The 13,236-nt window shown below is 67.6% G+C and carries 10 protein-coding genes; 7 read left to right on the top strand and 3 right to left on the bottom strand.

Annotated features, from left to right (window positions below; all coding sequences use genetic code 11):
• Positions 1–30: 30 nt before the first annotated feature.
• On the bottom strand, positions 31–1,140 hold the full coding sequence (locus BMY89_RS27820; RefSeq protein ID WP_092383153.1) for a glycosyltransferase family 2 protein: 1,110 nt from the start codon (positions 1,138–1,140) through the stop codon (positions 31–33).
• Complete coding sequence (locus BMY89_RS27815; protein ID WP_170147781.1) at positions 1,137–2,699, bottom strand: MATE family efflux transporter; 1,563 nt, start codon at positions 2,697–2,699, stop codon at positions 1,137–1,139. The genes BMY89_RS27820 and BMY89_RS27815 overlap by 4 nt, the downstream gene beginning before the upstream one ends.
• An 804-nt stretch (positions 2,700–3,503) precedes the next feature.
• Here BMY89_RS27815 and BMY89_RS30605 point away from each other — a divergent pair.
• From BMY89_RS30605 to BMY89_RS27805, 3 genes are all read left to right on the top strand, one after another.
• On the top strand, positions 3,504–4,037 hold the full coding sequence (locus BMY89_RS30605) for a hypothetical protein (protein ID WP_175510439.1): 534 nt from the start codon (positions 3,504–3,506) through the stop codon (positions 4,035–4,037).
• 510 nt (positions 4,038–4,547) lie between these two features.
• Positions 4,548–5,843 (top strand): helix-turn-helix domain-containing protein, encoded by a 1,296-nt coding sequence (locus BMY89_RS27810; protein ID WP_170147782.1) that lies wholly within the window; start codon positions 4,548–4,550, stop codon positions 5,841–5,843.
• A 763-nt stretch (positions 5,844–6,606) separates the two neighbouring features.
• Positions 6,607–7,347: a class I SAM-dependent methyltransferase gene (locus BMY89_RS27805; protein WP_175510442.1), complete on the top strand. Its 741-nt coding sequence runs from the start codon at positions 6,607–6,609 to the stop codon at positions 7,345–7,347.
• Positions 7,348–7,411: 64 nt separating this feature from the next.
• Here BMY89_RS27805 and BMY89_RS27800 read toward each other — a convergent pair whose 3' ends face one another.
• The gene (locus BMY89_RS27800) at positions 7,412–8,362 is read right to left on the bottom strand and encodes a glycosyltransferase family 2 protein (protein ID WP_092383145.1); all 951 of its coding nucleotides are present in this window, start codon (positions 8,360–8,362) and stop codon (positions 7,412–7,414) included.
• 337 nt (positions 8,363–8,699) lie between these two features.
• Here BMY89_RS27800 and BMY89_RS27795 point away from each other — a divergent pair, with 337 nt between their 5' ends.
• Genes BMY89_RS27795 through BMY89_RS30735 form a run of 4 tightly spaced genes read left to right on the top strand, consistent with a single transcriptional unit; the run spans position 8,700 to position 13,234 of the window.
• On the top strand, positions 8,700–10,448 hold the full coding sequence (locus BMY89_RS27795; protein ID WP_092383143.1) for a non-ribosomal peptide synthetase: 1,749 nt from the start codon (positions 8,700–8,702) through the stop codon (positions 10,446–10,448).
• A complete protein-coding gene (locus tag BMY89_RS27790; protein WP_092383141.1) occupies positions 10,445–11,359 on the top strand; it encodes an ROK family protein in 915 nt (304 codons plus the stop codon). The genes BMY89_RS27795 and BMY89_RS27790 overlap by 4 nt, the downstream gene beginning before the upstream one ends.
• Positions 11,356–12,246 (top strand): HAD family hydrolase, encoded by an 891-nt coding sequence (locus BMY89_RS27785; protein WP_170147784.1) that lies wholly within the window; start codon positions 11,356–11,358, stop codon positions 12,244–12,246. The genes BMY89_RS27790 and BMY89_RS27785 overlap by 4 nt, the downstream gene beginning before the upstream one ends.
• Entirely contained in the window at positions 12,161–13,234 is a 1,074-nt protein-coding gene (locus BMY89_RS30735) for an alpha-hydroxy acid oxidase (protein WP_111313877.1), read from the top strand. Before BMY89_RS27785 ends, BMY89_RS30735 begins: the two co-directional genes overlap by 86 nt.
• Positions 13,235–13,236 lie beyond the last annotated feature (2 nt).

The following is a 13,236-nucleotide window of genomic DNA, read 5'->3' as shown; positions in this document are numbered from 1 at the left end:
ACGGAACCTGGCGACGCCGCCGGGGCCCGGTCACGCCGTGTACTGGTCGATCAGCGCGGCGGCGGCGGTCGGGTCGGGCTCCTTGAAGTAGAAGAGCTCGTGAGGCGTAGCCACCGCCTGGACGAGCAGCGGCAGATCCCGGTCGTCGGTGCGGTCGACAACGAGCAGGTGGCCCTCCTGCGCACGCTCGGTGATGGCGCGCAAGGCCCCGGCCGGATCGTCGGTGATCTGTAGAACCTCAACGGCGCCGGTCGTTGGCAGGCGACCCTGCAGGCCCCGCACCGCGTACTCGAGCCGCAGATACAGCTCCGTCCAGGTCAGATCGTTTTCATCCGGGTCGAAGAAGCGGTCCAAAATCCACTGGCAGGCCACCTCGGGCTGCCGGTGCTTGGCGGTGAAGAGCGCGAAGTTCTCCCGCCAGTCCGCGTGCTGTCGGACCGCCGAGTGGCCGTGGTGCTGGTGGTAGAGGACCGCGTACGGGTGGTGCACGAAGACCAGCCCTCGCTGGTGCAGTCGGTAGCCCAGTTCCACATCCTCGAAGCTCCACCGCTTGAACGCCTCGTCGAAGCCACCGACGGCGAGCAGGTGCTCGCGGCGCACCGATGCGTTACAGCCGTAGAGAAAGTGCCACCGCGTGGCCAGGTTGTGCAGGTTCTGCGACAGCCTCTCCATGATCGTCTCGCGTTCGTCATCCTCCGCGATGGGCGGCAGTGCCGCGAGCGAGAAGCCACGCCGCAGGGCTGCCAGGTCCACGACGCCGGGCTCCAGGTAGGTGCGGAACCCGATCACCACGAGATCCGAGCGGTCGCGGTGGGCGCGCAGGTGCTCGCCCACGAAGTTCGGCGTGAGCACCTGGTCACCGTCGATCATCACCACCACCTCGCCCTCGGCGTTGCTGATTCCGAGGTTGCGGGCGGCGCTGCGGCACGACTCCGGCGTACGCGGCTTGAACAGGTACCGCAGGTCGTAGTCGACCTCCAGTTTCTGTACGAGTTCGCCGGTGCCGTCGGTGGAGCCGTCGTCGACGAGCAGCACCTCGAACGAGTCTCCTGGAGCGACCCTCTGGTGGTTGAGGGAGATCAGGCATGCCTCCAGCAGGTGACGGGAGTTGTAGGTAGGGATGACCAAACTTGCCTTCATTGCGAGGCGACCTCCGATGGGACGGTGGATCGACGGTTGGACGGGCTGATGAGGGTTCGAGCGAGCAGGGCGGTGCCGTCCGGTGAGGCGATCAGGCGGCGCCAACGGAGTACGAGCAGGACCGCCCGTAGGTTCTCGTCCACTCCCATGGCGATCATGACCCCGAGGACTCCAAGGCCCAGAGGGAGCGACAGGGTGTAGGCCAGTGGCAGGAAGACCGTCCACAGGACGACGATGCCGACCAGCGCGGGATAGCGAACCTGACCGACGCCGCGCAGCGCCCCGGCCGTATTCATGATCACTGCGGAACTCGGCAGGTAGACCAGTCCCATCGCGAGCAGCAACTGGCCGACTCGAACGACATCGGGGTCGTCCGTAAAGATCCGCATGATCGGTCCACTGAGCAGTCCGGCCATCGCGGCAAGCAGCACCGCCACGGCTAGACCGATCCACACCACCCAGCGGTAGGTGCGACGTACCGCTGCGGCATCGCCCGCTCCGGCGAGGTGCCCCACCGTGATCTGGAGTCCCTGCGACAGCGCCGAGCTGAACATACCGATCAGATTCGTGATCGTCAGGGTGTAGATCCGCGCGGCGAGCGCCACCGGGCCCAGCGCGGTGATGATCGCCGTCGCGACGATCTGCGCGGCCTGCCAGAGCATGGGCTCCAGGGTGGTGGGCACGGTGTACCGCAGCAGGATCCGGCCATCCCGGACGAGGTCGCGGAGGGACAGGGCCACGGCGAAGCGGATCCGCAGCCGGAACGCCACCAGCCATACGTTGTACGCGAGCCCGACGAACGAGGCGGTGACGGTGGACCACGCGGCGCCGGCCACGCCCCACTGCGGGCCGGCCGGACTCAGCACCAGCACGTACAGCAGTCCGGTGTTGAGCACGTTGGTCAGCACAGACGCGGTCATCATCTGCCTGGTGTGACCGTTGGCCGACATGATTCCCGCGAACATTGACACCACCGCGTAGAACACGATGCCGCCGCCGACCACCCGCAGGTATGTGGCGCCGTACTCGAAGTGCACGCCGCCGAGGCCGAGCAGGCGTGCGATGTCGGGCGCGAAGACGAACAGCAGGAGACTCACGGTTACGCCGGCGGCCAGGTGCAGGACCAGCGAGGCGCTGTAGTAGCGCCGCGCGTCGTCGGGCCGCCCAGCTCCCAGACACTGGGCGTACACCAGGCTTCCGCCCTGTCCCATGAAGGAGAACATCATGATGACGAAGGTCATAACCGTGTTGACCGCACCGACAGCGGCCGACGCGTCATCGGAAATGCGGCTGAGAACAAAAATGTCAACAAGTCCGATGAGATGCATGAAGAGCATCTGCAGGAACAGTGGCCAAGTCAATGAATAGATTCGTGGCACTGATCTCGTGGCAATATCGTCCACTTTTACTGCACCTTCCCCCGCATTCACTACTGCAGCATCGCCAGGGATGAAAGGGCGCAGCAAAACGCCTGCGGCAACTTGTGGCAAGCGCCGCCCCCGTGCGAACGGTCCCATCAAAACATGCGTGTCAATAGCAGCAGGAGCCGGCTCGAGCATGCATTGTATTGACCACGGCCTCGGGCAGCAAGGAGTAGGGACCAGCATGGTGAGTAGCAACCAGGGCGCGAGCCACGACCACCGACGCGAAAAGCGAAGCGGGTCTCCACCGCCCACAGCTGTCGGCGTACGGATGAACGGGACCAGCCGCATACTACCGAACGGGGCCAGTCCGCCGTACCCGTGCACGCCGTCATGATCAGGACGACTCGGCATTGATCAGTTGGTGCAGGGCCCTCCATCGGCCCAGCGGGGAGGCCAAGCTCGCGCTCACCCGATCCGCCGGAGTCGACGCAGCCCTCGACGAGTGCTGCGGTAGTGGTTCGAGACCAAGCCGACCCGCACCACAGCCGCGCAGCGGCGAGGAGCGGAAGCGGGCGCGGTGTGCGCCACGAGGCGCTGTTTGACCGTGCGGAGGTGAAAGGACTCCGGCGGCGGTCTGTCGTAGCAGGCCGCCTGTGGGGGCAGCCTGAGCCCGGAGACGCGGGTGAGGTGGGAGCAACCCAGCGACGGGACGCGTCGGTACTGCCAGACGGCGCGGGCCCGGCAAACGAGTGGGAAAGGTGTAGGTGAGGAACGGATCTGGGCTGGGTTGCGGCGCGCACCCGCCGGTTGACGGCGGGAACTCCTGGGCACGGTGTCGCGGTCGGTCGGAACGTCCCTGGTGAAGGATTACGGCGTAGTCAGGGCGATGCCGCAGGGGCATCGCTGGACACCTAATCCGACGAACGGTCAACAGTGAACGTGGGAACCATCTCGCGCCAGTCCACGACTCCGATCATCCAGGTCGGCCCGGGGATAGGCTTGGGCGAACTGCTCCTTGAGCCCGCGGTGGCCGGGTCACGTACGCCCGGCGTGGACGGGATAACCGCTCGACACATCGAGCCGGCGGCGGAAGCATTCTTGGAGGAGTTGCGGGCGGACATCGAGGCGTACTTCGACAACAACTCGCACCCGGCCCTGATGGACCGGGGTACGCAGACGGATCGAGGACAAGCGTGTGCTGGCGCTGGTGAAGGCGTTCTGCAAGGCCGGGATCTTCACGGAACCCGGCGCACAGGAGCCGACCAACCTCATCCCGTTCATGACCTCGCCGAGCAGCTCATGACCCAGGAGCCCTACGCCTCCGCGAAGCGCACCAGCCTTGACCAGGTCGAAGACCGACTCGCCGCCTTCGAACAGCGCTACAACGCGACCGTCCGGCCATTCCGATGGAAGTCCACCCCGGCCGACCTCGAGGACCTCCTGGCCCGGATGGAGACACGAACAGAAAGAGCAGAACCTCCAACAGTCCCCGACCGCGACCACCAGCCTGCCGCACTGACCCTCACCGCATAGCCCTCGAAGGACTTACGGCCCAGACTACTAAGTCATGGCCAGTCGATCTCGCCGGAACCATGCGGCGGAAGGGGGCGTTGGCGTTGCCAACTTACTGCAGGATGACCGCTGGCGTACATAATGTCAAATCACCAATCAGTAGCTGAATAGCTGACATATCCCATGAATGCGTCAGGCAGTACGCGGAGATGGAGAGCGCTCTCTCTTTCCAATCGCTGACCAAGATTCACAGTGTCTTTCCTAAACAGCGCGGTCCGGGTTTGGCTTCCGTCACTGGGGCACGACTGCGCGTCGTGGGTGAGCGCGGGCGGCACGGCGCCAGAAACCTTCCGGGTAGCCGCTCAGCTGGCCGTTTGAGAACCGACGCCCTAGTCAAATTCTGGTAAGACGTGTGCGATACTCGTCGGGATTTGCCACCGGCCTGAGCACTCGTGGACGTCGTCTGACAGCGCTCCCCGTCTCGCTGGAGGTCCTCCTCCGTGGTCGTGTCCCAGTACTATGCGAGGTGAAATGGCTCAACAGCTCTCCTTCGGTCAACGACTGAAAGCGCTCCGGCTAGAGATGGGCCTGTCGCAGGCTGCGCTGGCGGGCGACGGCATGTCCACCGGATACCTGTCCCGACTGGAGTCCGGGGCACGCCGGCCGACCAAGCACGCCGTCGACTACCTCAGCGAGCGCTTGGGCGTCCCGCTGGACGCCGAGCCCACGCCGGCGCCCAGTCCGTCCGCACTCGCTCACGTGCTCGCTGCGGTGCAGTCCGCACCGGACAGTCTTGACCTCTCTGACGTTCTCGCCGAGGCTTTGCGCGCCGACGCCGCGGCCGATCCGGCACTGCGATGGCAAGGCCTGTGGCAACTCGCCCGGATGCGTTCGGCGCAGCAACGCCTCGATGAGCAGTTCGAGCTGCTGGTGGAGCTGAACGTGCTCAGTGAGGAGATCGGCCACCCTGGCCTGTGGGCGCGCGCCTGCACAGCGCTGGCCAGGTGCGTCGCGGTCCGCGGCGATGTCGCCCAGTCCCTGGAGTACGCGTCCCGCGCCTACCTGCTGGCCGAGGACCTGCCGGTGGCCGATCGCGCCGCCGCGCTGCTCGCGATCATCCTCGCCCAGGCCGAGCTCGGCCAGCTGGTCGAGGCACGTGAGCACGCTGATGAACTGTGCGAGTTGACCCGGGAAGCGGCCGGCGTGCTCCACGTTGAAGCGCTGTGGGCCTCGGCCACGGTCCGCACTCGGCAGGCGGACTACGCAATGGCGAGTCAACTTCTGGAACAGGCGCTGGTCCACCTGAGCGACGCCGTCGACGTGCTGCTCTGGGCCCGGCTGCGGCTCGGCGCCGCGTCGTTGTATCTGCAGACCATGCCGCCGCGGACCGACCTGGCGCAGCTGCGCCTGGATGAGGTTCACCCGATCATCCGTCTGGTGGGGACGGATTTGTACCGGCAACAACTGTCTACGCTTTGCGCTCAACTCGCTTTTGAGGAAGGTCGGATCGACGAGGCCCGGGAACTCTGCGACGAGGTGGACGGGCAGCCAGTGCTGCTCGCCTTCCGCGACCGGATCCGACAGCAGACTTTGCACGGGCTGCTGATGATCCTGGCCGGCGAGCGCGAGGCCGGTATCCGACACATCGAGGGGCTGGCGCAGGAGGCACAGGACACCCGGAACGTGGAGTTGGCGGCGACGGTCTGGCGTAGTCTGGCCAAGGTGTTGTCCCAGGCGCCCGGTCCCGGCGCAGACCGGGCGCAGCATCGCACCGGAAGTGCGGCAAGGGCGTACTTCATCTCGCCGCCGTCGGTGCTGCCGACGTAACGGGAGCTTCATGCCCGGTCGTTCATCGCCGCCTGGTACCCGAACTGAGAAAGGCACCGCGCGTCCAACCGGTCCATCAGCCGGGCCAGGATCGGCAGCGCCACAGGTGCCGGTGCGGCGGAGCAGGTCCGAACGCGGAGCGCCACGCTGCGATGTGCGGATCGTCGTGCCCGGAGTAGGTCGGGTGCCCGGTAGGCGCCCCACGCCTCGTCCGGAAGTGTCAGCACCACCTCCCGATGAGCGGAGCGAATCGCCTGACGGGCATGCCGCCTGGTAGCGAGGTTCAGATGCACTGTCACTAGCCCCCGTGTCGGTGCGTGAATACGTTGCGGCGCTCCGGCGAGCAGCAACGTGCCATTGCCGGCTACGCAATGGCTGTCGGCTGGCAAGTTTGGCACAAGTTGCCAGGTGTCGCTAGGCGGTGCGTTATTGAGCGGTGACTCAACTGACGTCTCGGCGGTGTGCCGACGTGAGTCCGACCATACCTGATCACCGAGACGCTCGTCCTGCCCGTTTCGCCGCGCGCAGAGAGCGGCTGAGCAACGCCGACGGCCGACCGTCGTCCACTGTGTCCATCGAAGAGCATGCGGATCTGTTAGGGTTCCCGCATCCCCGGCCAGGCGTGAGCCGCCGCCGGGAATGCACCCGGTTACGGTGTGGGGCACTTGGCGACCCTCTCGTGGCCTGGCAAGCCGGCAACAGCCGTCCCGGCGGTATGTCTCCTCCCCTTTCGGATCCGTGCGGACAGCCCAGGAGGAAAATGATGTCTGACGATGTGAACGAGTCGCCGCGACACGGCTCAGCGGTGCTCTCCGAAGCGGGTGCCGGTCCCGGCACGCTCCAGGACACCTTCACCCGCATTTACGCCAGCGGTGACTGGACCCTGGTCGACGATGACCCGGCGGTGGCCGACGGCGAGTCCCGGTCCGGGCTCGGCTCGAACCTTGAGCAGACCGCGACGCTGCGGTCGGCGATCCCCCGTCTGCTCCGCGACCTGAACGTGACAAGCATTCTCGACGTGCCCTGCGGAGACTTCTACTGGTTCTCCCGGGTAGACCTAGGCCCCGTCCGCTACATCGGCGCCGACATCGTGACCTGGCTCGTCGAGCGAAACCAGGATCGCTACGGTCGTCCGGGCCGCGAGTTCCGCGTCGCCGACCTCACCCGGGACCCTCTGGCACCGGTCGACCTGATCTTCTCCCGCGACTGTCTGGTCCACCTCGGAAACGACGACGTCCTGCGGGCGCTGGACAACATCCGGCGCAGCGGCGCTACGTACCTGGCGACCACCACGTTCACCGACCGGATGGAGAACCCCGCCGACATTGAGCCCGGTGGGTGGCGGCCGCTCAATTTGCGGCGGGCGCCGTTCCTGCTGCCCGAACCGATCCGGCTGATCAACGAGCGTTGCACCGAGGTGCACCGGTACGAGGAGGACGGTAAGGAAATCGAACTGCGCTTCCCCGACAAGTCCATCGGCGTATGGCGGATCGCCGATCTGTGAGGGTAGGGGTGGTCCCCGCCTGCTGTCGTCCGTGCCGGCGAACGCCGGCACGGACGACAGCAGCTTACGCGTCTGCAAGCAGGGCGCGAATCTGTACGTACCGATCCTGCTGCTCGGCCGGAAGATCGTCGGCGATGTCCGCCGGGAAGGTGGCGATGCACTCCTCGACCCGGGACAGGATCATTTTGCGGGTCTCCGGGCCGGCCTGCGGCAGGGCCACCAGGACCGCCTCGAAGTCGTACTTGATCATAAGTTTGTCGTGCGTCGATTTCGCTGCAGCGGCCAGCTCCAGGAGGACCGCGTTGGTCCGGGCAACCGCATTCATCAGGGCGAGGACGTTGTCCGGGTGGCCGAACGCGCCGGTGATCGAGGTGGTCTCCTGCGCGGTCCGCATCCGCCACCGGTAGACGATGTCCGCGAGCACGTCGACTGAGGACGCCCGAGAGTGCGCCTCGGCCGACACCGCGATGTCCTCGTACAGCACCGCATCGAAGCCAAACCGGTGAGCATCCCAGAATGCCTTCCGGTACATCTGGTTCCACATCGTACGATTGGCGACCAATGCCGGGTAGCGGGTGATGTGCGTCCGGTCGGCCGCAGTACGCCCGATCTCCTCGTGCAGTTCGGAGAGGAACGGTGGTTCCTCGCCCACAAAACGCAGCACTCGTCCGCATGCGATGTCGGAGCCGGTGTTTTCGAGCGAACGGATCATCGAAGCGTACGCCTCGGGCGGCACCTCGTCGTCGCCGTCGGCGAACGCGAGGTAGGTGCCCCGTGCCTCGGCGATGCCGCGGTTGCGAGCCGGCCCGGGCCCGGTGTTCTCCTGCCGGACGACGTGGAAACGGGGGTCCCGGTCGGCGAACCCGGCCGCGATGGTGCTGCTGCCGTCCGTCGAGCCGTCGTCGACGAGAACGGCCTCGAAGTCGGTGTGCCGCTGCATGCGGATCGACTCCAGCGCGCGGGTCAGATAGGGCCGCACGTTGTGGAAGGGCATGACGATACTGAGCGCCGGCATGATGAACCTTGTCTCGATCGGGGCCTCGTGGCCGCTCCGCGGGGGAATCTATGTTTACCGAAGCATCAAGTAGATGTAGCGTGGATCGTGATCTATATTAGCCATCTTGGCAACGCTGTCGAGCCAGCCTAGCCGGTGTATCTCAGCCGTGACGGGTCAGCCGTATTGCCTGAATCTGGCAAACTGGTGAGGGTCAGGATGGTCGAGAGGGCTTCTTGGTGACAAGCTTGGCAACATTGACCCCAAGGCGTGAACGGGACAGCCGTACCTCCACCGACATCGGCGGATCGCCGCCAGAACGGAGTCTTCGTTGGACCAGCGGACGACCCTACACGCCATGGTCGAGCACCATGCGCACACCGCCCCGAACCGGCCGGCCGTCATCGGGGGCGGCGTGACGAAAACGTACCGGGAGCTGAACGAGCGGGCGAACCAGATCGCCCGCAGGCTCCAGGACCTGGGCGTTGGGCCGGGGACCCTGGTAGGGGTCAGCGTCGACCGGACGTGCGACATGCCGCTCGGGCTGCTCGCCGTCCTGAAGGCCGGTGGCGCGTACGTTCCGCTGGACGTGACGTGGCCTGCCGACCGGCTGACCATGATGATCGAGGACACTGCGGCACCCGTAGTCGTTTGTGGGAGCCGGACCGCCGGGATGCTGCCAGCCCACGACGGGACGGTCGTGCTGATCGACCGTCCGGAGGAGTTCCGCGGATACCCGATCGGCGACGTGGACGTGCCGGTCACGGCCGACGACCCGGCCTACGTCATCTACACCTCCGGCTCCACCGGCCGGCCCAAGGGTGTGCTGGTCACACACGACAATGTGGCGAACCTGGTGAGCAACCAGAACTACGTGTCGGTCATCCCCGGTGACCGGGTCGCCGCACTGGCCACCCTGGCTTTCGACGCGTCCACCTTCGAGCTGTGGTCGCCGCTGGTCAACGGCGCGACCTGCGTGGTGTACGACTTCGCCGGCGACGAACTCGCCTCCCTGATCGCGAAGGTGCGCCAGGACCGAGTCACCATCCTGCACCTGACCAGTGCGGTCTTCCGGCTGCTCGACGGACGGCATTTCGCGGCGCTCGACAACGTCCACACACTCCTGTTCGGCGGCGACTCGGTCCGGAACGACTTGGGCGTCCGCGCCCGGGAGTCCTTCGGTGGACGGCTCATCCATCTGTACGGCCCCACGGAGACCACCGGCTTTGCCACTTTCCAGGACCTGGCAGTGATGACCGGGAGCGCTCCGCACATACCCATCGGAAGTCCGCTCCGGAATGTCGAGGTCCTGGTGACGGATACCGAGGGCCGGCCGGTCGCCGACGGTGAGGTGGGCGAGTTGGTGATCGGGGGCAGAGGCGTGGCGCGTGGCTACCTGAACCGGCCGGAGAGCACGGCGGAACGCTTTGTGCCGGACCCGCAGAGCGGACCCGACGCGCGCCGCTACCGTACCGGGGACCTGGCCCGGATCGCACCGGACGGCACGATCCAATTCCTCGGCCGCAAGGACCGGCAAATCAAGGTACGCGGCTATCGCATCGAACCCGGCGAGATCGAGAGCGCGCTGACCGGGCATCCCGACGTCCGTGACGCGGTGGTCGTGGCCCGGGAGGACGGGACCGGCGACAAACGGCTGGACGCCTACCTGGTCCCCGTTGACCTCAGCGATCTCACCGAGCGCAGGCGTCTGGTGGCGGCGGTCCGGGAGCATGTCCGCGCGACGCTGCCCGGTCACCAACACCCGGTTACGCTGACCGTCGTTGCGGACATCCCACTGACCGGCAACCTCAAACTGGACCAGAATCGGCTGCCGCCGCCGGAGTTCGAGCGGGCGCGACAGGTCCCGGACACCGTGGACGGCCCGGCCGGCCAGCTGGAGGCGATGCTGGCCGAGCTCTGGCGCGACACGTTCGGCCTGGAGGACGTCCACCCCGACGACGACTTCTTCGAACTCGGCGGCGACTCGCTGGCGGCAGTGCACGTGGCCACGGCGGTGGAGAAGGCCACCGGCCGGACGGTGACGGTCAAGGATATCTTCGAGCATCCGACGATCCGCCGGCTCTCCCTCGCGGTGACCGCCGCATGACCGCGGAACCGCTCGCCCTCGGTCTGGACATCGGTGGGACCAAGGTGGTCGGCGGCGTCGTTGACGCGGACGGGACGATCATCTCGACGATTCGCCGGGGGACACCCGCCGCTGGCGGGAACGCGCTGCGGGATGTCGTCGTCGCCGTGGCACGGGACCTCGGCGAGCGGTTCCCCGTGGCGGCGATCGGCGTCGGGACCGCCGGTCTGGTCGATCCGGCCCGTTCTACCGTCCTGTTCGCGACCCACCTAGGTTGGCGGAACGAGCCGGTACGGGCACTGCTGGAGGCGGCATGCGATGTGCCGGTGCTGGTGGAAAACGACGCCAACGCTGCGGCATGGGCGGAGTTCCGGTTCGGCGCCGCCCGTGACGCGACCGACTCGGTGATCATGGTGACCGTCGGCACTGGCGTCGGCGGTGGTTTCGTCCTCGGGGGCGAACTGGTCCGCGGGGCGACCACGACCGCCGGGGAGGTCGGTCACATGGTCGCCGTTCGCGGCGGGCGGCTCTGCGGGTGCGGCCGCAACGGCTGCCTCGACCAGTACGCCAGCGGGCACGCCCTGGTCCGGTACGCCCGGGACGGAGGGTTCCTCGACGGTACGGCCGTCGCCGCGGCCGCCCGGATGGGCGATCCCGTGGCGACGGGAGCGTTCCGGCAGGTTGCGGAATGGCTGGCTCGTGGTGTGGCGGACATCGTCCAGCTGCTCGACCCACAGGTTGTCGTGATCGGCGGCGGGTTGGCCGAGGCCGGCGATGTGCTGATGGACCCGCTTCTCGAGGTGTACCGCAAGGAGTCCGGTGACCGGGGCGGATGGCCGCAACCGCAGGTCCGGGCGGCCGAACTGGGCAACTTGGCCGGTCTCGTCGGCGCGGCCGATCTCGCCCGGCGACACCGGGGGTCACCGCGATGACGCTGCTGATCGCGCTCGACGTAGATGGCACCATCGCCGGACCCGACGGAACCGTCACGCCCCGGGTCCACGCGGCGATCCGCGCCATTCACGACCTTGGCCACCACGTCGTGCTTGCCACCGGCCGGTCGCCGTGGGCCACGGTTGCGCTGCTCGGCGGTCTCGGTTTGACGAGAGCGTACGCGGTCTGCTCGAACGGCGCCGTCACCGTGCGGGAGGAGAAGGACAGTCACGCCGGGTACGCCGTGGTCGCCGAGCGGATCTTCGACCCGGGACCGCTGCTGGCCGTCCTGGCCGGGAATCCGTCCGGCTGCGCAGCAGCCGTCGAACCGCCGGGGGAGCACGGCTTCCGGGTCACCGCCGGGTTCCCGGCCAGTGAGCTGCCCGGGCCGGTGTCCGTGGCGTCGTGGGAGCGGGCCGGTGCGTACGGTGCCCGCCGCGTGATCGTCGAGGGGATGGCCCGGTCCCGGTTCGTGGCGCTCGCCGGAGTGCTGGGCCTGGCCACGGTTGCCGACACCACGGGCCGTACGGGTGGGTTGGAGGTCGGCCCGCCCGGTGTCTCCAAGGCCTCCGCACTGGAGGATCTGCGGATCGCCATGGGCGTCGGTGCGGACGGCACCGTGGCGGTCGGCGATCACGTGAACGACCTGGAGATGCTCCGGTGGGCGGCACGCGGGGTGGCAATGGGGCAGGCGCCCGCCGAGGTACGGGCGGCGGCCAACGAGGTGACCGGGTCCTGCGCCGAGGATGGCCTGGCATGCGTACTGAAGTCAGTCATGGACGGACGAACGGGGAACGAGCATGGCGATCGTGTGCGTAGAGGACTACCGGGCCCGGGCACGCAACCGGATCGCGGCGCACAACTGGGACTACATCGAGGGCGGTAGCGGCTCCGAGCTCTCAGTGGACGCGAACCGGACCGCCTTCGACGCGGTACGCCTGCGCCCTCGGGTGCTGGTGGACGTCGCGGAGCCGGATCCCGCCGTGCGGCTGATCGGATCCGGGCTGTCCGTGCCGGTCGGGGTGGCACCCACCGCGTACCATCGGATGGCACACCCGGACGGGGAGGTGGAGACCGCCCGCGGCACCGGAGTGGCCGGTGCGCTCTTCGTGGTGAGCACCTTCGCGAGCCGTACGCTGGAGGACATCGCGGCGTCCGCCGCCGGGCCGCTCTGGCTGCAGCTCTACTGGCTGCGCGACCGAGCGAAGCTGACGCGCCTGGTGCGGCGCGCCGAGGCGGCCGGCTTCAGCGCGCTGGTGCTCACGGTGGACACGCCACATCTCGGCCTGCGCCGCCGGGACCTCCGCAACGGATTTGCCCTCGACCCGGAGCTCGCACCGGCCAACCTGGACGACCAAGACGCGAACCTGCAGCACCAAGGTCGCGACGGCGAATCCGCCCTGGCTCGGCATGCCGCGCAGGCCTTCGACGCCTCGATCACGTGGGCCGACCTGGCGTGGTTGCGAGGGCTAACCACCCTGCCGATCCTGCTGAAAGGCGTGCTGACCGCTGAGGACGCCCTGCTCGCAGTAGAGTCCGAGATGAACGGTGTGATTGTCTCCAATCACGGCGGACGGCAGCTCGACGGTGCGGTACCGTCCCTGGTCGCGCTCCGTGAGGTGGTCGCCGCGGTAGGCGGGCGGATCCCGGTCCTGGTCGACGGCTCGGTACGCAGCGGCCGCGACGTCTTCGTCGCCCTGGCCCTCGGCGCCCGTGCGGTGCTGGTCGGCCGGCCGGTGTTGTGGTCGCTCGCGGTCGGCGGTGGTGACGGCGTCGCCGACATGCTGCGGCTTCTCACCCGGGAATTCGTGCAGACCATGGCGCTGACGGGACGTCCACGGGTGGCCGACATCGACGACTCCGCGATCGCCTGAGA

It is taken from the genome of Micromonospora phaseoli (assembly GCF_900109115.1).
GTDB lineage: Bacteria > Actinomycetota > Actinomycetes > Mycobacteriales > Micromonosporaceae > Micromonospora > Micromonospora phaseoli.
The sequence above is the reverse complement of the archived record's forward strand: the minus strand, read 5'-3'. Positions and strand labels throughout refer to the sequence as shown.

Coding starts and splice junctions, on each gene's coding strand:
- BMY89_RS27820 (WP_092383153.1), bottom strand. CDS start 1,140: ATGAAGGCAAGTTTGGTCATCCCTACCTACAACTCCCGTCACCTGCTG.
- BMY89_RS27795 (WP_092383143.1), top strand. CDS start 8,700: ATGGTCGAGCACCATGCGCACACCGCCCCGAACCGGCCGGCCGTCATC.
- BMY89_RS27790 (WP_092383141.1), top strand. CDS start 10,445: ATGACCGCGGAACCGCTCGCCCTCGGTCTGGACATCGGTGGGACCAAG.
- BMY89_RS27800 (WP_092383145.1), bottom strand. CDS start 8,362: ATGCCGGCGCTCAGTATCGTCATGCCCTTCCACAACGTGCGGCCCTAT.
- BMY89_RS30735 (WP_111313877.1), top strand. CDS start 12,161: ATGGCGATCGTGTGCGTAGAGGACTACCGGGCCCGGGCACGCAACCGG.
- BMY89_RS27810 (WP_170147782.1), top strand. CDS start 4,548: ATGGCTCAACAGCTCTCCTTCGGTCAACGACTGAAAGCGCTCCGGCTA.
- BMY89_RS27805 (WP_175510442.1), top strand. CDS start 6,607: ATGTCTGACGATGTGAACGAGTCGCCGCGACACGGCTCAGCGGTGCTC.
- BMY89_RS27815 (WP_170147781.1), bottom strand. CDS start 2,699: ATGCTCGAGCCGGCTCCTGCTGCTATTGACACGCATGTTTTGATGGGA.
- BMY89_RS27785 (WP_170147784.1), top strand. CDS start 11,356: ATGACGCTGCTGATCGCGCTCGACGTAGATGGCACCATCGCCGGACCC.